This window comes from Bacillus sp. F2HM, assembly GCF_019266135.1.
Lineage (GTDB): Bacteria > Bacillota > Bacilli > Bacillales > Bacillaceae > Bacillus > Bacillus safensis.
The window spans coordinates 51,386-75,931 of the sequence record NZ_LRMO01000002.1 but is presented as its reverse complement, the minus strand read 5'-3'; the positions used below and the strand labels follow the sequence as shown (position 1 = coordinate 75,931).

Here is a 24,546-nt window from a genome sequence, read left to right as displayed (position 1 = left end):
TTTTCTTAGAAAGGGAAGTTCTTCTTTTATTTTTTCACAACCACTTTTACCGCTTTGCTTTCTCTTTTTCTCACATCTGACGCGGTCACATATAAAACCGTTTTGGCTTTCTGCGGTTTGATTTGGGCAGTAAATGCACCCTTGCTATTGGTTTTGACTGTTTTGATGACTTTCTTTGATTTGTTTTTCACTTTAATGGTCAAGCCTGCACCCGCAGTCCCTTTGACCGCTTTACTTTTGACGGTTACTTTGCTCACTTTCGGCTTAGCTGGTGCTTTGCCTTTTTTCACGACGGTTTTGAGCGTCGTAGCGGCCTTTCCTTTTGACATTTTAATGTGAAGGACCTTGTTTTTGTTCTGATGCTTAATCTTCACACTAAAGGTTCCTTTTTTGCCTGCTGTGCCTTTTCCAAGCAGCGTTTTGCCTCTATACACAGAAATAGCAGCGCCAGCTTTTGCTTTACCTGTCACCTTTTGATGCTGATCTTCCACTTTGTTCACTGATGCATTCAATTCGACAGCACTTAATGCAGCAAATGCATTCAGTCTGCCATGTCCTGTCATCCAATCAATTCCTGGGATTTTAGGATCGACAATTGGCTCCTCGTTTTCATCATAGAAAACGTCGTCTTTTCCATCAATAGATTTAAATGAGATGTCATCTGCTGTACTTTGCAAAAGATTTCTCACTTGATTTGGCTTTAAGGATGGATTTTTAGAAAGCAGTAACCCTGCTGCTGCTGCCACATATGGTGTCGCCATTGATGTCCCGCTAAGGTATGAGACATTACCATCAGGCATGAGGCTCGGAATATCCGACCCTGGAGCTGACATGCTCAGTCCTTTGCCATAGCTTGAGAACTCAGCGGCAATATCCATACGGTTGCTTGCGCCAACCGCCATTGCGTATTTTGACGTCGCAGGGTAGCCCATTTCTGGTACGCCATCATTTCCACTTGCCACGACGACTAGTACATTTCTTTGAGCAGCATAATTCATGGCATATTCAATCACTCTGCTGTAGTAGCCGCCAAGGCTCATGTTGATCACCTTTGCGCCTTTGTCCACTGCATGCTTGATCCCAAGTGCAATATGCTCTGTATCGCCAAAGCCATAGGCATCCAGCACCTTCACCGGAATGATGCCCGTATGTTGATTGAGACCTGCCATTGAGTAATGATTATCGGATTTTGCGGCAATGATGCCTGCCACATGCGTACCGTGTCCATTGTCATCAATCGCATCTTTGTTTCGTCCAATGAGATTCGCACCTAAGTCTGTACGAACAGTCCCGTTTAAATCTGTCAAACGGCTGTCTACACCTGTATCCACAACAGCAATTAATGTTTGCTTCATTTTGCTTGTGCCAATCAGTGTATTCATTTGTTCAAATTTGACGTCAGCGCCTTTTTTCCCGCTGTTTTGCGCACTGTTTTTCAGCGGCCACTGATAACCATACTGCGCGTCGTTGCTTAGCGCACGATAGGTTTGAACAGGCTCTGCAAATTCAACATTCGGCATGCTGGAAAGCTTTCTTGCCGTGCTCTTGATCGCCGCTTTGCCTGCTTTTAGTGTCTTTCCAGCGGATTCTTGCCCTGCTGGCACATCATAGACATACATTCCTTTGAATAAAGGACTGACTGACTGTGATGTCACACGGTTTTCTTGGATGCCGTAGCTTTTCATTTTCTTTTTCGCAGATTGAAGTGTTTGGCCATCCTTTAATTTAAAAATGATCTTATTCGTTTTAACCTTCTCTTCTTTTACAAGTTTTTGTTTCTCTAATACATAACCAACTGACTTTCCTTCAAACTGATCGATGCCCATTTTTTGACTGACGGCTTCTAATTCCTTTTTTAAATATGCCGGACTTGCTTCTTTGAGCATATCAAAAAGGGAGCCGATCGCCTGCTGTTCTTTTTCTGTTACGATATGACCGCTAAATGCACCATTTTTCTCTATGTCACTTAGCAGTGTTTTTAATGTGAGCAGATGGTTGTAAACCTTTTGCTGCTCTTTTTGATGTTTGATGAGCTTTGATTTGAGAAACGGCTTTGTCTTTTGGAGCAGACGTGAAAGCTTTTGACCTTCTGCTGTTTCATTGAATCGTTTATCTTCGATTGTACGAATCGATTGAAGAATTTCACGCCCGTACTTTTTCTCAATAATAATGATTTCAGGCTCATCTTCTTCAGGAAAAACAGGTTCAGAAGGCGGAAGATTAGCTCCTTTATATCCGATTGTATATGCCGCATCCTCTTCCTCATCACGGCTGTCTTCCTCTGACCCTAAATAGAGCACTTTGACATAATAGGGACCTGACCATGCATGCGGGAAGTTGATCTCTGTCTCTCCGCTTGCTGTGTCCACGCGATATCTTGAATATGTGTCATCCTTCATCGCTCTGTCCTTGCTTGGATAGACCGATACAGACAGCACTTGTTTACTTTTCACAGAAATTTGCATGTGTGTATGTTTTGCCACCTCTTGTGCAGATGGCGTGATTTGATACCAAGACTCTTCCTTTTCATTCTGTAATGTACCTGAGATGACTTCACCATTTTTTAACCCAATGGCTTCATTGACACTTGTTCCATGACTGGCAGCTGCTGCCTCGTATCCAGGTAATGCTGCCATACATAGAATGATGGCCATGAGTACGATCACACAGGATTTGACCTGCTTTTTGAACATGAAAAGACCCCCTTATCTTTTATGATACCTTGGAAGAATATCACAGAAAGACATTTAGTAGAATCTGTTTTTTATATAATTAAACTCGTTTTAAGCTAGGATTTGAGATATTCAGTCAGCAAGACGGATAGCTTCATAAACTTTTTGCCATTTCAAACGGAAAATGATGCTATTTAACCATGCGGAAAAGTACATTACAATCAACTTGTAAGCGCTTAACAAACAAGAGAGAAGGGATCAGCTTGTTCCAAAAAGATCATGTTTTCACACAAGTAAACGGACGATCAAAGAATGAGATTTTACAATACATTTCCGAGAAAGCTGAAGACCTTCAGATTACAAACGATCAGGCGGGGCTATTAGCAGATTTGTTAACACGCGAAGACGAAGTCTCAACAGGACTTCAGCAAGGCTTCGCCATTCCACATACAAAAAGCTCCGCTGTACAAACGGCTTCACTTCTTTTTTTAGAACTTGAACAACCCATTGAATGGGGAAGCTTCGACGATTTGCCCACAAGCTATTTATTTACACTGCTCGTTCCACTAGAAGAAGCAAATGTCACACATCTGAAATTACTGTCAGGTATTGCGACAAGCCTAATGGAACCTGCTTTTATCGAGAAGATTCAACCAGGTCAAACAGCTGATTACTATTACGAAATCATTGAACAACAATTGAAAGAGGGGATTACACAATGAAAATTGTCGGTGTCACTTCATGTCCAGCAGGGTTAGCTCATACTCCAATGGCAGCCAAAGCGTTAGAAAATGCCGGTAAACAGCTTGGACACGAGATCAAAATCGAACAGCAGGGGATTATGGGGCAGGTGAACGGCATTACAGCAGAAGAAGCGCAGCAGGCAGACCTCTGCATCATTGCCTCAAATCAGCATATCAACGATGCGGAACGCTTCTCAGGCATACCCACTGTACGTGTCGAGATCGGACGTGCCTTAAAAAATGCTGAGCAAATTATCACCAAAGCTGTAGCACTTGTTGAAAAGAAAAAGTCTGAATCTCAATAAACATGAGCAATGCCATATAGAAAGGAGCAAAGCAAAATGAAAGCAAAATTAAAAGTCATTGAAGGCCATCTCATGACCGGTATTTCTTATATTCTTCCTGTAATCATCGGCGCCTCACTTATCGTTGGTTTAGCAAAACTGGTCGGATTAGGGTTTGGTGTTTCAGATTTAAACACCTATAAGGATGCTGGCGGCATACTGCACGGTGCCTATTTAATGGAGCAGGTAGGCTGGACAGGCATTGGCTTAATGAACGTCCTGCTCGCTGGATTTATCGCCTATTCGATTGCGGATAAATCAGGTCTTGCGGCTGGTTTTATCGGCGGGGCCCTTGCCAGCTCAACAAATGCCGGATTTATAGGTGCCGTCATCGCAGGCTTCTTCGCAGGATATGTTGCTCTTTTTGTGAAAAGAAAAATTCAAATTCAAGGCTCTGCAGCTGGGCTCGTCCCTCTGCTCATCCTTCCGCTTATTACCGTTGGCTTAACCGGACTTCTTATGTCAGTTCTGCTGGGCGGCCCATTAGGCGCTTTGAACACGGCATTAATTGAATGGATCAAAGGCATGGTCGCTGATGGAACAAGCACACTCGCGCTCGCTCTCATTTTAGGTGCGATGATTGGCTTCGATCTTGGCGGACCGGTGAATAAATCAGCGTGGATGGCTGGTAACGCCCTCTTCCTATCAGGTGTCTACCTCCCTGCCATTCTCGTCAATATTGCGATTGTCATTCCACCGCTTGGATACGGGCTTGCGACATTGATTCGAAAACGCAACTTCTCCCCAACCTTTAGAGAAGCCGGACGAGGCGGCCTTGTCATGGGCATTATCGGTATTACGGAAGGGGCGATCCCTTTTACCCTCGTCAATCCTTTGAAATTGATTCCGCTCAATGTTGTCGCATGTGCTGTTGGAAGCGGGGTCGCTGCATTATTAGGAGTTCATGACATCATGCCGCCAATTGGCGGGCTATACGGCTTCTTCTCAGTCGGAAACTGGTGGGCTTATTTAATCGGAGCCCTTACTGGCGCACTCGTCATCGGTATTGGCGCCAACCTGCTTGTGAATTTCTCTGAGAAAAAAGAACCAAAAACGCCGGAACATGATCAGAAGCAGAAAGAAGAAGACGATTTTGACCTTGTGCTAGAAGGATAATTCGAACGAAGAAAGGTGTCGTTGATCAATGACTGTCAATGTACATGTGATTCCACATACTCACTGGGACCGGGAATGGTATTTCACCACCTCCCGCTCCCGTATTTACTTAATGAAAAGCGTAATGGACATTTTAGATACCCTTGAAACAGATGAAAGATTCCATTACTTCATGCTCGATGCCCAGGCTTCCTTATTAGATGATTATTTGAAATGGCGTCCAGAGGATGAGAATCGAATCAAGAAGCTCGTCACAGCGAAACGTCTCATCATCGGCCCATGGTATACCCAAACCGACCAGCTCGTCATTTCAGGTGAATCGATTGTGCGGAACCTGCAATATGGGATTGAACGCTGTCAGCAGTTCGGCCACGTGATGAAAGTCGGCTATGTCCCTGATTCCTTCGGTCAATCCGCACAAATGCCTCAAATTTATCGCGGCTTCGGTATTGTCGATACAGCATTTTGGCGCGGCGTTTCTGACCATATGACCAATCATACTGAATTCAATTGGCGCGGCGCTGACGGCAGTGAAGTCTTTGCTGTGAACCTGCCATTTGGTTACTACTACGGCGGGAATATTCCTGAGAAGGATGAGGACTTACAAGCCTTTTTATCTGAAAAAATCGGTGCATTGCAAGCAAAGGCCACCACAAAGAATGTCTATTTCCCGAACGGCTTTGACCAAGCACCAATTCGCAAAAACCTGCCTGACTTATTAGAAAAAGCCAATGAACTTGACGAGCATCACTATGAAATCAGCAGTTTAGAAGATTATATTGCAGCCGTGAAAAAAGAGCGGACATCTTTTGAGACATTACAAGGAGAGCTCATTCATGCGAAACATATGCGGATTCACAAATCTATTTTTTCAACACGAGCGGATTTAAAAATCTTAAACAATCAAATTGAAAACTATCTCGTCAATGTGATGGAGCCCATCCTAACGATTAGCTATTCGCTTGGACACGACTATCCGCATGATACGGTTCGCGATATTTGGTACCTCATGTTTGAAAATGCAGCGCATGACAGCATTGGCGGCTGTAATAGTGACACGACAAACCAAGATGTCTTCTTCCGCTACAAACAGGCAAAGGAAATCGCCGAGAATCTTGTAGACTTACACATGCGTCTCATCGCTATTCGACTGCAAACAGAGCAGGAAATCACGTTCACGTTGTTCAATACACTGCCTTCAAAGCGTTCTGAAGTCATTGAAGTCGAGACGTTTATCACGGAACGTCCATTTACGCTAAAGGATGCAAATGGACGAACGCTTCAGTACACAGTGAAAAGCAAAACCGATGTCACAGATTATGTGCTGGCACAGCAAATTTCTCTTAACCCAAGTAAAGAAGTGTACATGCCAAAGCAAGTATGGAAAGCCGTGCTGCTGATTGAAGCCATCGACTTACCGTCAGTAGGCTATACACAAGTCAGCATGGTCTTCGATGAATCAAGTGAATCTCTATGGGAAGAAACTGAAGGACGCGTGATCGAAAATACGTATTACCGCATTGCGGCAAATGACAACGGATCACTGGACATCACAGACAAACAAACAGGCAAGACCTTCTCTGAGCAAATGATCTTTGAAGACAACGGAGACGATGGGGATTCTTACAACTATTCACCACCGCGTGAGGATCTGTATGTGTCATCAAAAGATCTTTCATCAGCGGACATCTCAGTGTCTAAAAGCGGTCTGCAAGAGGAGCTGACCATCAAGCTTCAGCTCACTGTCCCTTATGACCTAGAGGCGCGCTCTCAGCAATCGGCTGCGACATCACTTCCGATCACAGCGAAGGTGGCATTAAACAAAGACGAGGCTATCATCCGTTTTCATGTAGATGTCGATAACCATGCATTAGATCATCGACTTCGTGTTCTTTTTGATACAGGCATCGCATCAAACGTATCATTAAGCGATCAACAGTTTGGTACAATCGAACGTCCAACAGAGCTCACGCAAGAGCTTGAATGGTGGAATAATGAACATTGGGAAGAAAAACCGATCACCATTGAACCGATGCAATCCTTTGTCGCACTTCGTGATCAAGCATATGGTGCCGCTCTGTTGACCGACTGCGTGAGAGAATACCAAATCACAGGAGAAGGTTACACAACCATTGCGTATACACTCTTCCGCTGTTTCGGAAAAATGGGGAAAGAAAATCTCCTTTATCGTCCAGGACGCGCATCTGGGGAAAAAATTGTGGAGACACCTGAAGCTCAGCTGCAAGGTGCACTGTCATTCTCATTTGGTATGCACTATAGCAAGGATGCAGTCAGCGAGGGACACTTAGCGCAGCTTGCCAAACGGTATACCACCCCTGTTCAATGCTACGAGCGGGCAGATTTTTTAAACGGTCGTTTAATTTTCTCTTTCCGAGATGAAAAAGAAGACTTACAATCTACTTATAGCCTGCTTGACATCGAGACAGATGGAGCCATTCTAAGCGCTCTGAAAAAAGAGGAGCATGGAACAGGCATTGTCATTCGTCTCTTCAATCCATATTTAACGCGTCAAACAGCCGCTTCAATCAATAGTTCATCTCTACAACACGGAGAAACAGCGAATTTAGGAGAAACACCTGAAGGACAGATACTCAAAGCACAACATGGATCATTACACATTGAACCGCTTACACCTTGTCAGGTACAAACCTACATTGTAAAGAAAAAATGAACATGTAGGGGCGGGATCCATTGGATTCCGCCCCTCTTTAATGGAGGGCATTGATCATGCGAATTGGAGGCATTGAAGCAGGCGGAACGAAATTTGTCTGCGGCTACGGAACAACAGACGGAACGATTGAACACATGACTTCCTTTGCAACAGGGAATCCAGATGAAACATGCCGGCAAGTGATCGATTACTTTACAAAGAATCGTGTTGATGCAATTGGAATTGGGGCATTCGGTCCTGTCGATGTGAAAGAGCAAAGCCCAAGCTATGGGACGATTTTAGACACACCAAAAACGGCCTGGCGTCAATTCCCTTTCCTCTCTACCTTAAAACAAGCCCTCGGGATCCCGATGAAGCTTGATACCGATGTGAACTGTGCAGCACTCGGAGAAGCTCGTTTTTCAACTGAAGCAGAAAAACCTGCCTCCTTGGTCTATATTACTGTTGGGACTGGAATAGGCGGCGGGGCCTATATTGAACATCGCCTTATTCACGGATTGCTGCATCCAGAAATGGGTCATATCACCGTTCAGCGGCATCCTCATGACACATACGGAGGCTGCTGCCCTATACATCATGATTGTTTAGAGGGACTGGCATCTGGACCTGCCATTGAAGGACGCTATCATACACTGGCACCCATGCTACCAGAGGATCATCCTGCCTGGTCACTTCATGCTTACTATCTCGGGCAGATGACTGCTAACCTGCTGCTCACCCTTTCACCAGAACGCATCATTCTAGGTGGAGGCGTGATGAAACAGCCGGCTATGCTGCCGCTTATTCTTGATGAAACAGACAAACGGCTTCACGGCTATTTGCAGCTGCCAAAGCCTTTACATGAAATTATCACAAAACCATCCTTTGATGGATTATCTGGTTTAATGGGCGCCATTGCTCTTGGAACTGATGCCTTACAGGCGCAAGGAGCCGCGCAATGATGATGACGGCAGATCCTCGAACCTATCAGCTGATTCAGCGGCTATTTGAAACGAAGGGGTTCGTGAAGCTGGAGGAGCTCACTGCCTCTTTTCGCTTATCTGACCGCTCTATCCGCAATTTAATCAAGGAAGCAAATGAGTATTTAAAGGAAACTGGGGCCATGATTAAAACGATTCGCGGGAAGGGATATACTCTTTTAACGAGTGACCAAGACGCTTTCTTACTTTGGCTTCATCAGCAAAAGCTTCCTGCCCGCTCTCTTGTCCCCGTCATGCCAGAAGAGCGTGTACGATTTATGATGAGAAAGCTGCTGCTTCAATCAGATTACTTAAAAATTGACCAGCTGGCTGAAGAACTGTTTATCAGCCGCATGACGGTCAGCAGTGATTTAAAAAAAGGACGAGAGCTGTTAGTCCGTTACGGCATGACCCTTGTATCAAAGCCTGGATTTGGCTTAAAGATTGAAGGAGATGAGCTGCAAAAAAGAACGTGCTATGCAGACTTACTTCTTGAAGAAGAGCCTGCTCTCTCTCATATCACCGAGCGGGAGCAGCTCCATTTTCCTGATATTTCTCTTGAAACCATTCGATCTATTGTGTTGACGAACCTGCATCAAGAATCATTGCTCATTAAAGACATTGCCTTAAAAAATTTAGTCATTCACTTAGCCATTGCGATTCAGCAAACACGAAAAAACCAGCGGATATCCGCTAGTACTGCCCGTACACAAAGATCACCCGTTTTGATGAGAATTGCACAAAAAATCATACAGCAGGTGAGTGACACTTTTTGCGTGACCTTATCAGAGGATGAAACAGATTACTTAGTCATGCATCTATTGGCGAATCAAACGTGGAAAGAAGCCGCCCAGCATCAGACGACAGTGGAAGTTCAGCAGGCGGTTACAGTCTTTCTACAGCACATTGAAAAAATAAGCGGTCATCGTTTTGCTGATGACAGCATCCTGCAGCAAGACTTGATGCTTCATATGAAGCCGCTATTAAATCGAATCCAATATGGCGTATCATTACAAAATCCGCTTTTGCATGAGATCAAAGCGTCCTATCCTTACCCGTTTGATTTGGCTGTCAGCGGACTAAATGCCTTGCAGCTGGTGCGTACGCCAAATGAAGACGAGGCCGCATATGCTGCCTTGCATATCGCTGCTTCATTTGAAAGAAGTCAGCTCGACACCTCGCAAAAAAAGAAAGCCATTATCGTGTGCGGGTCTGGACTAGGGACGGCAAGGCTCCTTGAAATTAAATTGAAGGCAGCCTTTCAGCACGAGCTTGACATTGTTGAGCTCTATTCCTATCAGGATTATCTCATGAGCTCCTCTTTGCCGTGTGACGTCATCATCACAACCGTTCCACTCTCATCAAAGGGGAAACCAGTCATTCAAGTCAGCGCCTTTTTTGAACATCATGATATACAGCGTGTAAATGAAGTCATTCATTTATTAAATGGACACGGGGCACCCTCAAAAGAGCTGATGGCGTTTTTTCAAGAGCGATTGACTTTCATGAATGCTGATCTAAGCAGCAAGGATGAGGTGTTAGATATATTATGCAGCCGTTTAGAGGCGCATCAGCTAGTATCGTCTTCTTTTCGGTCCTCGGTGCTTGAGCGGGAGCAAATGTCGTCTACCTATCTTGGCAGCGGCATTGCAATGCCGCACCCGCTCATCACAAATGAAGGCATCTCCTCTGTAGCCATCGCACACTTAAAACAGCCAATTGACTGGCAGGGAGACCAAGTTTCACTTGTCTTTTTATTAGCGATTCATAAGGATGACGCTGCCTGTATGAACCAATTCTTTGAACAGGCTGTCGATTTACTAGACAATCCAGACCGCATTCACTCCCTCAAGCAAGCCAACACATTTAATGAGCTGATGGATGCGTTGTTTCAATAAGATCAAACAAAAGGCCGCCCAATTCATGAGGCGGCCATTGTGTTATTGAGATATACGTCATCAATCGTAGATAATATTTTTTCCTTCTTCACTTAATTTTTTTAAGGAGCTCAGCATATGATTGATTTCTTCATCGGAATGTCTTTCCCATGAACCTAATTCTGCAACTATTTTCAACGGAGATTTCGATCGATAAGAACGTGTTGGGTTGCCAGGAAATCTTTTATCAGTCACATTTGGATCATTTTCAAATTCGCCTAACGGTTCTACAATATAAATTCTTTCTTTCCCATCAGACCTAGCTAATTCAGCACCCCATTTGGCCGCATTAAGTGTTCCGGTGAAATAGATATGGTTTGATTTTTTATCCTGATAATTGGATAAATGCAGCGGTTCAAGCAGATCTCCAATCTTCAATTCCGCTTTTGTCCCATGAAAAAATGGCCCGGGATCTAACACCTTTTGCTTGTCATTCATACAGCCACACCCCTCATCGTTTTTGACTTGCGTATAACAGTATACGGCTAGATATGGGCGAGAAACAGTCTATAAATTTCATTAAATTCGGGGTATAATAATAGTAGAGAGTTAGATGTGAACAGACATAAGTACTGTAAATAAAAACGGAAATTTCGCATTCACACCAACAATGACGAAAACAAGAATACCTTCCACAGCTGACAGCGTCACAATCAATCCATGGTTCATTGGATATTCCTTCGCAATCAATTTCTGTCCTATATAATTCAAACCATAAAAAATCAAAAACAATGTGAAGAACATAAAAAAAATCGTCATCATATAAACAACCCCTTTCTGATAATGGATTTTTATCCAATTTTTACAATATATCATCAGACTATCATGTTAGAACAACTCGAACAATATGATCTTTCCCATAAAATGAACGAAAAAAAGCCAATCACCCGCTCATAAGGTGATTGGCTTTTTCATATGTTATTTCCCGATGTTGTCTCCATTTTGCTGAATCAAGGTTTCATACCAATAAGAGCTCTTTTTGCGAATTCTTTTGAGGTCTTTTAGGTCAAATTCGTCGCGATTGACGTAGATGAACCCGTAGCGCTTGGAGCATCCTTGGTGTGTGCTGATTAAGTCGATGGCTGACCACGGGCAGTATCCGAATACCTCGACGCCGTCTGTGATCGCCCATTTGATTTGTTCGATATGTTTTTCTAGATAATCAATTCGATAATCATCCTGAATTGATCCATCTTCTTCTAACTTGTCGAATGCACCCAATCCGTTTTCCGTGATAATAAGCGGCAGCTGATAGCGGTCATAAATCTCGCGCATCGTTGAACGGAAGCCGACAGGGTCAATCTCCCAGCCAAACGCATTTTTGCTTAAGAATGGGTTGTTGCCGCCTTTGTAGACGCCATCTTCACCGGATTTCAAATGTTGATCTCCGCCGCGTGCAAATTCGTCGTTGCCATCTCCTTTACTCGCTTCAACCGTTTGTGAGGTGTAGTAGTTAAAGGCAATAAAGTCTGGCTTCGCGCTTTTCAAAATATCCATATCTCCCTCTTCGATGACAGGAAGAATGTCTTTTTCTTTCATGTACGCCCAAGCAAGGTTGTTATAACGGCCGAACACGGCCATATCAAGATAAAGCCAGTTGCGGATCGCATTGTAATTCGCCGCAGCAAGCACATCTTCAGGCTTTGGAGAAGCCGGATAAATGAGCGCAATGTTTGGCGCTGGTCCAATTTTCGCTTCAGGTAGCATTTGATGACAAAGCGTCATCGCTTTTGCCTGTGCAACGAGCATATGATGATTCTGCTGATACAGTTCTTTTTTCGGATTTTCTAAATTTGGATCAAGTGTACCGAGCGCTGATCCATGTAAGATCATCATGTTTTGTTCATTAATGGTCAGCCAATATTTTACCTTCTGACCATACTCCTGAAATAGAACCTCAGCATAGCGCTCAAACGCATCCACTGTCCCGCGGTTAGACCACCCGCCCTTTACTTGAAGCGCATGAGGCAGATCAAAATGATACATTGTCACGATTGGTTCAATGCCATAGCGGCGCAATTCATCGATGAGTGAATGATAGAATTCAATCCCCTTTTGATTGATCTCCCCATCTCCATCTGGAATGATCCGTGTCCACGCAATGGAAAAGCGATAAGCCTTCAAGCCCATTTCTGCAAACATCTTCACATCCTCTTTATAGCGGTGATAGTGATCACTTGCGACTTTAAAATCCGTTGTCCCTTCAGGATAACTTGCTCTCATGTCAATGACAGAAGGCCCCTTGCCATCCTCGTTCCACGCACCCTCTACCTGATAGGCGGAAGTAGATCCGCCCCAGAAAAAGTCTTTTGGAAATGATGCTAGTGTTGAATATCTCATGATTTCTTCCTCCTTTTGATTAAAGTAGATGTAAAAATGATTGCCCTGGTGTGATTTGTTTCTCTTCTGTTTCAATAATATCGCTAAACTCACCTGAATTGGTAATGATTACGGGTGTTGTGACTGACAGGCCTGAAGCTTGGATGGCTTCTATGTCAAACTCAGCAAGCAGTTCGCCTTCTGTGATGGTTTGCCCCTGCACAACCTTCGGGGTAAAATGCTTTCCGCCTAATTGTACGGTATCCAGTCCGATGTGAATGAGTACTTCTGCTCCGCTTTCAGAGGTTAGACCATACGCATGTCCAGTTGGGAACACCGTTGTCACAACTCCTGATACTGGTGCAAACAGCTTTCCTTCTGATGGAATGATGGCTGCGCCCTTTCCTAGTGCACCAGATGAGAATGCCTTATCCTGCACTTCCTCCAGCTTGATGACCTCGCCCTTTAAAGGACTTTTCACATGAGCTGCTTTGACCCCATGTTCGTTTTCAATTACCGGTGCAGAAGCGGCTGCCGGCGTTTCACCTTCATCTACTGGATCTTTAAATCCAATCAAATAAGTTAAGATGATCGAAAGGACGAACGAGACCGAGATACCGATGATGAACCCTGTAAATCCTTGACCATAGAAAATCGGCAGTGTCAGTAAACTTGGAAGACCTGACGCAATCGCAATACTTTGTGAATAACCGATGATCGCACCGCCGACCCCAGCAGAGATAACGGCTGCAACAAATGGTTTTTTCAAACGAAGCGTGACCCCGTATACAGCTGGCTCTGTGATCCCAAACACAGCAGAAACTGCTGTTGATCCAGCCAGTGATTTCAGTTTTTTATTCTTTGTTTTCAGCATAACACCGATAGAAGCACCGGCTTGTGAGAATACAGCTGGCGCAGTGGCCGGCTTGATATGATCCTTCCCATGGACTGCGATATTATTTAAAATCACTGGCACAAGTCCCCAGTGGATTCCGAAGATGACCAGAATCTGCCAAGCCATCGCAATTAAAGCACCTGCAAGTGTAGGACTAAAGGAGAATACTTTCAGCAAAACAGCTGCAATGCCATTCCCTGCATACACACCAAATGGTCCAAATACGACGAGTGTCAGCGGAACAACCGTGACAAGTAAAATCAGTGGTGTAATAAAGTTTTTAACACTTTCATGAATGACTTTGTTAAAGAAACGTTCGATATATCCCATGACAAACACTGCCAAAATGATTGGGATGACCGTAGATGTATAAGACATTAAGACGACTGGAATCCCGAAGAAGGTCACATCTCCGCCGCCTTTTGACAATTCTTGAATGGTTGGGTAAATAAGTGCACCTGCAATCGTCACAGCGACAAACGGATTCGCTTTAAACTTCCTAGCAGAAGTGAAGGCGAGCAATAATGGCAAGAAGTAGAACAAGCTGTCAGATGCCGCAAATAAAATTTGATACGACGTATCTTCAGGAGTTAACCATTTCGCGTTGATACAGATGCCTAATAGACCTTTTAAAATACCTGCACCCGCCATGACACCGAGAAGTGGTGTGAAAATCCCCGAAACAATGTCGACGAATTTCCCGAAAAGGCTTGTGCTCTCTTCACCTGATTTTGCAGATGAAGCAGCGGAATCCTCTAATAGATTCGTAAACTCTCCAATTTCTCGATATACCTCTGGTACGGTATTGCCAATGACCACTTGAAATTGGCCGCCGCTTTCCATGACTGTGACGACGCCATTTAATTTTTCAATGGCCGCTTTATCTGCTTTTGATCTGTCATTTAAGGTGAAGCGAAGTCTTGTGGCACAATGCACCAATGAATGAACGTTTTTCTCTGTGCCAATATGTTTGATAATGTCTTCTGCTAATTGACGATAACTCATGCAAAAACCCCCTTTTTTTCAAAAAAATACGTTTTTGGGCAAAATAAAAACCTAAACGGGCACCAAAAATAGTCGCAGCTTGCTGTTGCGCTTTTTTAGTGAACGTTTAGGTTTTGCCTGCCGAACAGTCACAATCCTCTAAGACGATCATTGTGAAACCGTATTCTTTTATGTTTATGAGCAAATAGTACCACTCACCTTTTCTCATGTCAACGCTTTCTTTTAAAATCTATCTTTATTTTTCTCGTTTGATCAGTCGATTCAAATGAATTGATAGATACAGCATCTCCTCTGATGTGAGATCCCGGCGATAGGTTTGATAGACATATTCTGCGATTTTCTTTGCGCAATCGTATGCTTTCGGATATTTCACTTTAATCAGCTGATATAAGTCCTGATCTTCGCTGACAAGGAGTGTTTCATTGATCAGACGCTGGACGAAAAAGCGCAAATGCGTGAGAAAACGATAAAAGTTGAGTGAGTCCTCATCAAATTCCATGTTGAGATGATATTTCACAATGGTGAGAATGGCATTGACTTCCTTTGTGATATTGACCGTCGTATTCATATCCTCATTGAGCTCTGCGTTAATGATATGCATGGCAATAAAGCCCGCTTCATCCTCAGGCAGTTCAATATGAAGACGCTCTTCAATCATCTCAAGACAGTCCTTTGCCACGAGAAATTCATCTTTGTATAAGCGTTTAATCTCCCAAATAAGCGAATTCTCAATCAGATGATTTTTCTTCAGCCGTTCGATGGCATAATGAATATGGTCTGCCAGCGATACATGCAGACTTTCGTTTAATCTTCGGTTCAGCTTTGTATGTGCATATTGGATCATTTCTTCGGTCACCTTGACCACATCATACGGAACCTCTTGAAGCAGCATTTTCATCCGCTCGTGAACGGAATGATCCTCCAGGCGGAAGACTTTATCAATCAACGATTCGTCCACCGGGTCCCCGGGACGTCGCTGGAACGCAATGCCTCTCCCCATGACGACGATTTCTTTTCCTTGTTCATCTATGACACTAATGACATTATTGTTTAGAACCTTTTGTATCTGCATTTCCAAACACCTCCGTCTATGACCAACAACTTTACAAAATATGCTCTCATCTTAACACAACTGTCAAATCACTTGGCGTTTTTATCTGACTTTTGCAATAGATTTCACCATGATTCTACCCTTTCATAGCTGGTCTGTTCCTTCAATTGCCTGCATACAATACTTCTGAGGAGGTGACCTTCTGTGAAGTCTTTTTTCTGGTCTGCATCATTTTTATTCTTGCTCATGTTCACCCTCATCATTCTAGGCATCGTGTTCTGGCTGAGTGGACAAGGCTTAGACCAGCTTTGGAGATATGTGCTCATTTCACTTGTCACAGCGGCCGTTTTGCACGGCGTCACCACTTGGCTGAAACGGCATGTGATGCACCTTTCATCCAAATAAAAACGGCTGCCCCGAGTGTTCAGGCAGCCGTTTCTTTATTCTTTGGTTGTTGCAGCTTCTTTCTGAGAAGCACGCAGCTCATCATTGATTTTTTTCGCATCCTCTAAAAACTCTGTTTCATATCCACTTTTGAGTGCCCACATATAAAATAGCAGAGCTACCACTGTAATCAGTGCCATGTCCCAGCCATAATGAATGATGTTATAACCGCCGAATTTATCACTGCCAAGACAGGAAATCGTCATCATCACAAGCAGGTACACAACCATCCAAGCACCCGCCTTAAAGTTGCGGCCGAATCCTTTCCACTTCGCTTTTGCTTGATAGTAAAAATAGATAGGTAGACCGATGAGAATAATGAACAGCACCTGACCTGTTAACGGCCATCTTGCCCAATACAGCGTCAATGAGGCAAAGACAAAACCGAGAGGAGCAATGATGCTGAGTCCTTTTATTCGAAGCGGACGATATAAATCTGTCCCTGTCTTTCTCAGCGTCATGACAGTCACTGGTCCCGTCAGATAAGAAATGAGTGTAGCGACAGAGATAATTTCAGCAAGTACACCCCAGCCTCTAAATAAAAACAGAAAGATAAACGATACGGCTAAGTTAAAAAACATTGCTGGACGAGGCACGCCGTAAATAGGGTGCAGACGGCCAAGCACACTTGGCATGTATTTGTTTTTTTCCATTCCATAAATCATCCGAGACGTCGTTGCGGTATACGTAATTCCTGTACCCGAAGGTGACACAAACGCATCCGCATATAAAATCAGAACAAGCCAGTTAATCCCAAGCGCAATGGCAAGGTCCGCAAATGGCGAGTTGAAATTCAAATGACCCCATCCATTCACAATCATAGAAGGATCAACAGCACCGATAAAGGCAACTTGTAAAAGGACATAAATCACAGTTGCAATGAAAATCGATCCGACAATGGCAATTGGAATCGACCGGCCTGGATTTTTTGCCTCACCGGCCATATTAATCGGGCTTTGGAAGCCATTGAAGGCAAACACAATCCCAGATGTCGCAACAGCTGTCAGCACACTCGCCCAGCCGTTAGGGGCAATACTTGTTCCAGAAGTAAAATTCTCACTATGAAAACCTACGAATAAGAGCGCACCAATTGTTAATCCTGGAATGACAATTTTAAACACGGTAATGAATGTATTTGCTTTTGAAAATAACCCAACTGTCCAATAATTAAGCAGAAAGTAAATCACAAGCAGCACACTGGCAACCATAAGACCTTCTGTCGTCAATACCCCTTTTGTGACCAAATGGGATGTCCACTTTGCCCATTCCCAAGGCCAAGAGCTCATGTACTGGACGGAAGCAACCGCCTCAACTGGTATCACGGAGACAATGGCGATCCAGTTCGCCCAAGCTGCAATAAACCCAATAAAAGATCCGTGTGAATATTGCGTATATTTCACCATTCCGCCTGCCTCAGGAAACATCGATCCGAGTTCACTATAAGACAAAGCGATAAATAAAATCACAACCATCCCAATCAACCAGGATAAAATAGCAGCAGGACCGGCGATTTGAGCCGCACGCCAAGCACCGAAGAGCCATCCTGAACCAATGATTGAGCCAAGACCTACCATCATTAAAGCGAAAGTTCCCATCCTACGATGCAAATGATTCATGTTCATAACACCTTTCGATTAAAATACAGAGCATGTGTCAAGCAAGCGTCTTTCTTTCAAAGCAGCTCACATTAAAATGGCAAATATTTCTTCTAATGAACCTTTACCCTTGTTCATTTTTTTGCCTGTTATATTATCTCTCAATTCTTCATTTTCTGAAATAGTCGAACATGCTTATTTCAAAAGAAAGCGCTTTTCCACCTGTTCAATCTATTAGACTGAATAACTACCTTTACCCTTATTTTGAAAAAAACAAAACAAAAAAGATAGAGGAAATGACTTCCTCTATCTTCTAACCCCCGTCATGTACAGAAAAAAAGGATAGAGGGGGGGTTCCCTCTATCCTTGTGAAATCGCTTGTTCTTTTTCAATGACAGCTAGTCTTTCTTGTACTTCTTCTTCAGATAAATTGTGCTGTTTCACATACAGGTTCCGTTCGCTTGTGCGGCATTCATGACTGCAGCTGCGCATATACTTATGCTCACTCTCTTCAGTGGCAATCATCTTACGGTTACATGCAGGGTTCGCACAGTTCACATAACGCTCGCAAGGCTCACCAGTGAAGAAATCTTTTCCGACAACCACATGCTCTGTTTGATTCACTGGTACTGTTAAGCGATTATCAAACACATAGCATTGACCGTCCCATAGCTTCCCTTGCACTTCTGGGTCTTTTCCGTAAGTGACAATTCCGCCGTCAAGCTGAGAGACATCTTCAAAGCCTTCACGCTTTAACCAGCCTGAAAATTTCTCACAGCGTACACCGCCTGTGCAATAAGTCAGGATTTTTTTCCCTTCAAGAATCTCTTTATTGTCACGAATCCACTCAGGTAATTCACGGAATGTCTCAATATCAGGACGAACTGCCCCTCTAAAGTGACCAACATCAAACTCGTAATCATTACGCGCATCAATCACAACAGTATCAGGTGATTGCATTTGCTCGTAAAATTCAACCGGGCTAAGATGTTTCCCCGTTAATTCCAACGGATTCACATCATCCTCAAGGCTGAGGTTCACTAGTTCATTCCGATGACGGACGTGCATTTTTTTAAACGCATGACCATCTGCTTCGTCAATTTTGATCGGCATAGACGCAAAGCGCGGATCTTCTTTTAACGCTTGCATGTACTTGTCCGTTTGCTCAATGGTTCCAGAAACCGTTCCGTTCAAGCCTTCTGCTGATACGAGGATACGGCCTAACAAACCAAGCTCCTTACAGAATGCTAAATGCTCTGCTGTAAACGTCTCTGGGTCCTCAATGGGGACATATTGATAGTAAAGTAAAACGCGATATTGTTTTTCCATCTATATAAACACCTCTTAAATTTAATCAAAACATACCATTCTTTATCATACAGGAAATACATACCTAAAGGCAATGTCGGCGGCTCAATTCCATAAAACGGAAGGGTCTTTCTTCTCATATATTCGATGGTTTGATTGGAGACTATGTAAAGAAAAGATTATCGACACCATTCAAATCATTGAGGCCTTTCAACCTCAAAAAACTGCACATAAAAAAGCACAGGCATCGCACCTGTGCTTTTCCTTCGATTAAAAATCAAAGTTATCTGGATCTGGACCTGTGCGCTCATCTTCATTGAGCTGATCAATGACACCCATCTCACGTGCGGACAGCTCGAAATCGAAGACTTGTGTGTTTTCGATGATTCGGCTCTTCGTCACAGATTTTGGAATGGTGATAATGCCATGCTGTAAGTCCCAGCGAAGGATCACTTGCGCTACTGATTTATCATGTTTTTTCGCGATATCCTGGAGAACAGGATGGTTCAGAAGCTTCCCGCTGCCTAATGGCGACCACGCCTCTACATGAATTCCTTTCGATTTGCAGTAGTCTCGTAAAGGCTCCTGCGTCAGCTTCGGATGAAGCTCGATTTGATTCACCATTGGCACAACTTCTGCCTCTTCCAATAAATCCTCTAAATGATGCTGATGGAAATTACACACTCCGATCGCTCGAACGCGTCCATCCTGATATAGCTTCTCTAGCGCTTTCCACGTCTCTTTATATTTACCTTCAACTGGCCAATGAATTAAATAAAGGTCTAATACATCTAGTCCCAGCTTGTTCATGCTTGTTTCAAAGGCTTCGAGTGTTGATTCATAGCCTTGATCATTATTCCAGACCTTTGTCGTAATGAATAGATCATCGCGCGAGATGCCTGATTGCTGAATGGCTTTGCCTACCCCTTCTTCATTTTGATAGGCTGCTGCTGTATCAATGCTGCGGTAGCCCGCTTCAAGAGCGTCTTTGACTGCATTTACAGCCTCATCCCCATCTTTTACCTGCCATACACCAAAGCCTAGCTTCGGCATTTTTACTCCGTTTGCTAATGTGACTGTATCTGTTAATCCACTCATCAAACAAACCTCCGCTTCCTTTTTACTTACCAAGCACTATACCCGAATTTTCAATTGATCATGCATGACATTCTGACTGAGTTATTTGATATATTTTCCCATATCAACTTGATTGGCGTCAACGATTTGATATTCGCTGGTTTGATCTTTTGTTTTAGAAAAATCATATGTCGTTAAAAATGCCTGATCATAGAAAGTCAGACCGTATGTTTCCTTCTTATTCTCATACACCCTGATCCAATAAGACTCTTTTGAAGTTTTTTTAGTTTCATTCGTTTTCTTTAATTTCATACCTGAAAATTCCTTCAGCAGCTTTTGAATATCCGCTTTCTTTTCCACTTTAACACGCTCATTATCATGCTCAATTTGAATCGAAGTCACCTTGTTTTGATCAATCGAGACCACATCATCAAAAGAGTATGTTTTTGCATTGATTAGAAAATAAATACCAATTCCTAATAAAATAATGACGACTAAACCAATCATCCACTTTTTCAACCTAACTCCTCCTTCTATTCACACCACACCTATAAAAACAGTGAAGTCCAATCATCCTCCTCAGAAAATACCTGAATCCCATGCTGTTTTAGCAAGGCGGATGTCACTCCATCCCCAGCTTTTGTCCCCCCGTTAAACTCTCCGCGGTAAATCATCCGGCTGCCGCAGGAGGGGCTGTACTCTTTTAACACAACCGCTGTTGCTTTCAGAGACTGAACCTGTTCCAGCGCGGCTTTCGCACCTTTTACATACATCTCAGTGACGTCAGTTCCATGAACATCGACAACAGCAGCCTGCCCCCGTAAAACATCATATCCATCTCCGCCAATGATTTCTGCCGGAGGTCTAGGCGTGGAGAAGCCGCCAAGGAGCTCAGGACAAACTGTGACTGCCTTTCCCTCCTGAACAAGCTCCTCAATTCGCTGATCTAATCGATGGCTGCCATTATACCGAACCTTCAACCCAGCAAGACAAGCACTGACGACAATCATGTATGTTCCTCACTTTTTTTACTGACTTTAAAATAAATACATAAAGGCAAGAAACATATCGTATTCACCAAAAAGGGCAGAGCACAATACAAAGCAGCACCCCAAATTGGTTCTCCAGGTCCTGCAATACCAAAAAAATAAACAAATAATAGCACGCTGACAAACAATCCCACGAATGGCATGATGAATACGTATTTTTTATAATTTTCTATCATTTCTTTCTCCAATGAGCTCCCTCCCTTTCTTCATGGCCTCGAATAACATCAATATATGTTAATTTTACCATAAAAAACCGAAATCATCTCCTCTTTACGATGGTTTCGGTTTTTTATCTATATCTTTTCTTTCCAAGCCTTTAAGAAACGCTCAATCACTTGTAATTCATCTTCATGAAACTGCTGTAGAAATTCTAAATAGGACGTGACTGCATTTTCATGTAGTTCATCATGAAGCGCTGCCAATTGCTTTCCTTCCTCTGTCAAAGAATAATAGACAGATTTCTTATCACCCTGCCGGTGGCAATAGTCCACCATGCCTTTTTCAATTAGTTTTTTCACAGCCTTTGTAATAGCTGGCTTTGATAGTTTTAGTTGTTGAGATAGAAATGTATTGTTTGATTCGTTTGGATTGGCTTGAATCATCGATAAAATGTGAAGCTGTGTGAGTGTCCATTCTTGTTTGAGTGTATCAGTCGTGGTAATCAGTGGATCTGTTGGATCATTCCGTCTCTTTTCCCTATGCATAATCAGATCTTGAATCGCTTTTAATACAATCTGCTCTTTTGTTTCCATCTGAACCTCCACTCTTAACTGGTTAATAAAATGGTACTAATAATGAAGAAAGGAGTCAAAAGAAATGTCGATGTGAGTAAAATAATAGGACATCGGACCTGAAAATTGCATATGTACTTTTATACTAGATTCCCCTCAACCAGTCACATGCTATAATCATGGGGATGTCATCCAATTTATCAAAATGAAAAGGTGAGCTAAATGAAACCTGAACAACAAATGGCCATTCGCCAGTTAGAAGAAAAGATACACCTGTTTTCCTCTGCTGTAAACGGAACCTTCCTTGCATCGGACGATTTCGTTCTATCAAATACTCATATATCGACTGACACGTTCAATTTGCTCTTACCGACATCAGCTCAAATCCAAGATCCAAAAAAAGTGAAAGCAGCCATTGAACACATGCGGTCACAGAAACTCATCTTCAGCACATGGGTTGATCACCGTTTACTCCATCCTGATTGGGCTGATTTATTAAAGGAATATCAGCTTCAAGAGGTCGAACGCAATACCATCATGATGCTAGAGCATACAGGTGACATTGATCCAGTCACATCCCCAGCACTTACAATCAAGGAAGTTCTTGATGAGCAGACACTCTTTGATTACAAACATATCTTTATTGAACTATTCAAAGGGTCGAAAGAGGCCGCCGCCTTAGAAGACTATTTCCAGCGTTTTTCGATTGAAGCATTACACTCAAAAGCTCGCATGTTCGTGGGGTATGAACACCAAAAGCCGGTCACAACAGGCTTATTATTCGAGGCAAACGACAGCTACGGTATTTATGATGTCATGACAAGGGCCGAACACCGCGGAAAAGGACTTGGCAGTGACATGTTTCATTACCTTCTAACCCAGACAGAGAATAAACAAAAATGTGTCATCTTACAAGCATCAGCAGACGGCAAAAATATTTACCAGCGTGCCGGCTTCCAACCAATCGGCGAAATGGCCGTCTTTGAATAGAAAGGTACTTTCCCTTTGAAATGAACATAAAAAAGCTGCCTATCTTTAGGCAGCTATTCAGCATGATGCTGACGATCCATATAAAGCGGCGGTCTCTTCAGCGAAATCACCGCACAGCTAAAGGCAATCAGTACAAACACAGCACCGAATTTAGCCAGATCAACAGATGAACCGGTCATCGTAAACATGACTCCGCCAACCGCAGATCCAATCGAAATGCCGATTTGCAAAGCCGATGTATTTAAGCTCTGCTGAATATCAGACGTCACAGGATCTGTTTGAATCAAATAACTCTGCAAAGCAGGCGTCAGTGCCCAGCTGAGCGCACCCCAAAGGACAACCATGACCATAAAGAGCGCGAACACCCCCGCTGTATAAGGAATGGTAAACATGACAACCGCAAACGCGATTGTCACAAGCAAAATCGCTTTTCCTGAACCCAGTTTGTCACTCAGCCAGCCGCCAAATCCATTCCCGCCTATAGACGCAAGCCCGAAGATCAAATAACAAATACTAATCCAAAACGGGGTCATATGCAGAACTTCCATCAGAAATGGAGTGAAATAAGAATAAAGCATATAATGGCCTGCAAGCATAAACAAACTGATCAAGTGTGCACTAAAAATCTTCGGATGCCCTAAAGAACGAATCTGCTCTCTAAGAGGCGTCACTTTTTCAACAGGCATTTTTTCCAATAGAAAATAGATCAGCACCATCGATATGGCAGAAAGAATACTGATTCCTAAAAACATCACTCTCCAGCCAAAGCTCTCTGTAATAAAAATACCGATCGGTACACCGAGAACAAGTGAGGAGCTAATACCAATAAAAATCAGCCCTAATGCCTTCGCACGATGCGCTGGTTCCACCAATTTAGCAGTGATCGTCAGTGACAACACCACCACTAGCGCTGTGCTCATCGCGATCAACACCCTTGATATCATGACAAGGGCAAAGGTCGAACTAAAATAAGTGAACACATTCCCTAATGTAAACACCAATAACGCGATTAAATAAAGGCGCTTTCGTTCGATTTTGGCTGTAGCGGTCAGCAGCACGGGTGCTGAAATGGCATACACAATTGCAAATACCGTAATAAGCTGTCCGGCTGTTGCAAGAGACACATTCAAATCCTCTGCAAGACTTGGCAGAATGCCTCCGACCACAAGCTCAACTAATCCAACCGCAAAAGTAGAAACGGCTAATAAATATACTCTCCAGTTCATGTCTAACATCCCTTCTGTATATCATCGCTTTCACTTTTGATACAGGGTGCAGACAAACAAAAAAACCCTGATTACAAAAAAGGAAAGCGCGCTTTTGTAATCAGGATTTATCGGATCCTGGTAGAAACCCTCAAACCATATTATTGAGGTTATACAAGTCTATTTTTTTCTTCACATATATTAGCATAGCCTTACATAACTCGCAAGCTGTAAAAATAGAAAAATACTACCATTCCGTTACCTAAACAAAAGGCGCTGTAAAAGGAATCAGAACAACTTGCTTTCTCCCCCATTTACAGGTAAACTGATGAAAAATCAACGAACAAGGATCAACGTAGATCTGGAATAGTAGCTTGAATCGATCTTTAACAGAGAGGGAACGGTGCTGAGAAG

22 protein-coding genes, 1 riboswitch and 1 other annotated feature (1 of these 24 running past the window's edge) are annotated in these 24,546 nt (G+C 43.2%); of the genes, 8 read left to right on the top strand and 14 right to left on the bottom strand.

Annotation, left to right across the window (positions count from 1 at the left end; genetic code table 11):
- Nucleotides 1–26 precede the first annotated feature (26 nt).
- Complete coding sequence (locus AWT60_RS02315; protein WP_218676853.1) at nucleotides 27–2,693, bottom strand: S8 family peptidase; 2,667 nt, start codon at nucleotides 2,691–2,693, stop codon at nucleotides 27–29.
- 242 nt (nucleotides 2,694–2,935) lie between these two features.
- On the opposite strand from AWT60_RS02315, the gene AWT60_RS02310 reads away from it, so the two are divergent.
- The 6 genes from AWT60_RS02310 to AWT60_RS02285 are packed head-to-tail and all read left to right on the top strand — an operon-like array spanning nucleotide 2,936 to nucleotide 10,424.
- Nucleotides 2,936–3,394 (top strand): PTS sugar transporter subunit IIA, encoded by a 459-nt coding sequence (locus AWT60_RS02310; RefSeq protein ID WP_218676852.1) that lies wholly within the window; start codon nucleotides 2,936–2,938, stop codon nucleotides 3,392–3,394.
- Nucleotides 3,391–3,720 carry a PTS fructose transporter subunit IIB gene (locus AWT60_RS02305; protein WP_024424400.1) on the top strand — a complete coding sequence of 110 codons (330 nt, stop codon included), beginning with the start codon at nucleotides 3,391–3,393 and terminating at the stop codon, nucleotides 3,718–3,720. The genes AWT60_RS02310 and AWT60_RS02305 overlap by 4 nt, the downstream gene beginning before the upstream one ends.
- A 36-nt stretch (nucleotides 3,721–3,756) precedes the next feature.
- Nucleotides 3,757–4,875: a PTS fructose transporter subunit IIC gene (locus AWT60_RS02300; RefSeq protein ID WP_024424401.1), complete on the top strand. Its 1,119-nt coding sequence runs from the start codon at nucleotides 3,757–3,759 to the stop codon at nucleotides 4,873–4,875.
- Nucleotides 4,876–4,903: 28 nt separating this feature from the next.
- The gene (gene mngB / locus AWT60_RS02295; protein WP_218676851.1) at nucleotides 4,904–7,567 is read left to right on the top strand and encodes a mannosylglycerate hydrolase; all 2,664 of its coding nucleotides are present in this window, start codon (nucleotides 4,904–4,906) and stop codon (nucleotides 7,565–7,567) included.
- Between the two features lie 56 nt (nucleotides 7,568–7,623).
- Nucleotides 7,624–8,508 carry an ROK family protein gene (locus AWT60_RS02290; protein WP_218676850.1) on the top strand — a complete coding sequence of 295 codons (885 nt, stop codon included), beginning with the start codon at nucleotides 7,624–7,626 and terminating at the stop codon, nucleotides 8,506–8,508.
- The gene (locus tag AWT60_RS02285; protein ID WP_218676849.1) at nucleotides 8,505–10,424 is read left to right on the top strand and encodes a BglG family transcription antiterminator; all 1,920 of its coding nucleotides are present in this window, start codon (nucleotides 8,505–8,507) and stop codon (nucleotides 10,422–10,424) included. Before AWT60_RS02290 ends, AWT60_RS02285 begins: the two co-directional genes overlap by 4 nt.
- A 60-nt stretch (nucleotides 10,425–10,484) precedes the next feature.
- Here the strand turns inward: AWT60_RS02285 and arr are convergent, their stop codons facing one another.
- The 5 genes from arr to licT all read right to left on the bottom strand — a co-directional run bounded on the left by arr (nucleotide 10,485) and on the right by licT (nucleotide 15,754).
- Complete coding sequence (arr, locus tag AWT60_RS02280) at nucleotides 10,485–10,901, bottom strand: NAD(+)--rifampin ADP-ribosyltransferase (RefSeq protein ID WP_202739497.1); 417 nt, start codon at nucleotides 10,899–10,901, stop codon at nucleotides 10,485–10,487.
- Nucleotides 10,902–11,012: 111 nt separating this feature from the next.
- Nucleotides 11,013–11,225, bottom strand: a complete 213-nt coding sequence (locus tag AWT60_RS02275; RefSeq protein WP_024427440.1) for a hypothetical protein — start codon at nucleotides 11,223–11,225, stop codon at nucleotides 11,013–11,015.
- A 156-nt stretch (nucleotides 11,226–11,381) separates the two neighbouring features.
- Nucleotides 11,382–12,803, bottom strand: coding sequence for a glycoside hydrolase family 1 protein (locus tag AWT60_RS02270; protein WP_218676848.1), 1,422 nt, complete (start codon nucleotides 12,801–12,803; stop codon nucleotides 11,382–11,384).
- A gap of 19 nt (nucleotides 12,804–12,822) precedes the next feature.
- Complete coding sequence (locus tag AWT60_RS02265; RefSeq protein WP_218676847.1) at nucleotides 12,823–14,682, bottom strand: beta-glucoside-specific PTS transporter subunit IIABC; 1,860 nt, start codon at nucleotides 14,680–14,682, stop codon at nucleotides 12,823–12,825.
- Between the two features lie 235 nt (nucleotides 14,683–14,917).
- Nucleotides 14,918–15,754 (bottom strand): BglG family transcription antiterminator LicT, encoded by an 837-nt coding sequence (licT, locus tag AWT60_RS02260; RefSeq protein WP_218676846.1) that lies wholly within the window; start codon nucleotides 15,752–15,754, stop codon nucleotides 14,918–14,920.
- Nucleotides 15,755–15,937: 183 nt separating this feature from the next.
- Here licT and AWT60_RS02255 point away from each other — a divergent pair, with 183 nt between their 5' ends.
- Complete coding sequence (locus tag AWT60_RS02255; RefSeq protein WP_218676845.1) at nucleotides 15,938–16,138, top strand: hypothetical protein; 201 nt, start codon at nucleotides 15,938–15,940, stop codon at nucleotides 16,136–16,138.
- Between the two features lie 35 nt (nucleotides 16,139–16,173).
- Here the strand turns inward: AWT60_RS02255 and AWT60_RS02250 are convergent, their stop codons facing one another.
- From AWT60_RS02250 to AWT60_RS02220, 7 genes are all read right to left on the bottom strand, one after another.
- Nucleotides 16,174–17,793: a glutamate/serine transporter AimA gene (locus AWT60_RS02250; protein WP_218676844.1), complete on the bottom strand. Its 1,620-nt coding sequence runs from the start codon at nucleotides 17,791–17,793 to the stop codon at nucleotides 16,174–16,176.
- Nucleotides 17,794–18,132: 339 nt separating this feature from the next.
- The gene (gene trhO / locus AWT60_RS02245) at nucleotides 18,133–19,101 is read right to left on the bottom strand and encodes an oxygen-dependent tRNA uridine(34) hydroxylase TrhO (RefSeq protein WP_039176148.1); all 969 of its coding nucleotides are present in this window, start codon (nucleotides 19,099–19,101) and stop codon (nucleotides 18,133–18,135) included.
- 249 nt (nucleotides 19,102–19,350) lie between these two features.
- Nucleotides 19,351–20,178, bottom strand: a complete 828-nt coding sequence (locus AWT60_RS02240) for an aldo/keto reductase (RefSeq protein ID WP_041106158.1) — start codon at nucleotides 20,176–20,178, stop codon at nucleotides 19,351–19,353.
- An 81-nt stretch (nucleotides 20,179–20,259) separates the two neighbouring features.
- Nucleotides 20,260–20,676, bottom strand: coding sequence for a DUF5301 domain-containing protein (locus AWT60_RS02235; RefSeq protein ID WP_041106156.1), 417 nt, complete (start codon nucleotides 20,674–20,676; stop codon nucleotides 20,260–20,262).
- A gap of 29 nt (nucleotides 20,677–20,705) precedes the next feature.
- On the bottom strand, nucleotides 20,706–21,167 hold the full coding sequence (locus tag AWT60_RS02230) for a 2-thiouracil desulfurase family protein (RefSeq protein ID WP_218676843.1): 462 nt from the start codon (nucleotides 21,165–21,167) through the stop codon (nucleotides 20,706–20,708).
- Nucleotides 21,164–21,394, bottom strand: a complete 231-nt coding sequence (locus AWT60_RS02225) for a hypothetical protein (protein WP_056768461.1) — start codon at nucleotides 21,392–21,394, stop codon at nucleotides 21,164–21,166. The genes AWT60_RS02230 and AWT60_RS02225 overlap by 4 nt, the downstream gene beginning before the upstream one ends.
- Nucleotides 21,395–21,499: 105 nt before the next feature.
- Nucleotides 21,500–21,958, bottom strand: a complete 459-nt coding sequence (locus AWT60_RS02220; protein ID WP_041106150.1) for a MarR family transcriptional regulator — start codon at nucleotides 21,956–21,958, stop codon at nucleotides 21,500–21,502.
- Nucleotides 21,959–22,159: 201 nt separating this feature from the next.
- Between AWT60_RS02220 and AWT60_RS02215 the strand changes: the two genes are divergently transcribed.
- Nucleotides 22,160–22,927, top strand: a complete 768-nt coding sequence (locus AWT60_RS02215; RefSeq protein ID WP_056768464.1) for a GNAT family N-acetyltransferase — start codon at nucleotides 22,160–22,162, stop codon at nucleotides 22,925–22,927.
- Between the two features lie 53 nt (nucleotides 22,928–22,980).
- Here the strand turns inward: AWT60_RS02215 and AWT60_RS02210 are convergent, their stop codons facing one another.
- Nucleotides 22,981–24,153, bottom strand: coding sequence for an MFS transporter (locus AWT60_RS02210; protein ID WP_025092506.1), 1,173 nt, complete (start codon nucleotides 24,151–24,153; stop codon nucleotides 22,981–22,983).
- A gap of 77 nt (nucleotides 24,154–24,230) precedes the next feature.
- Nucleotides 24,231–24,330, bottom strand: a riboswitch (purine riboswitch).
- Between the two features lie 149 nt (nucleotides 24,331–24,479).
- Nucleotides 24,480–24,546 (top strand) — a binding site (T-box leader) (it continues 129 nt past the right edge of the window).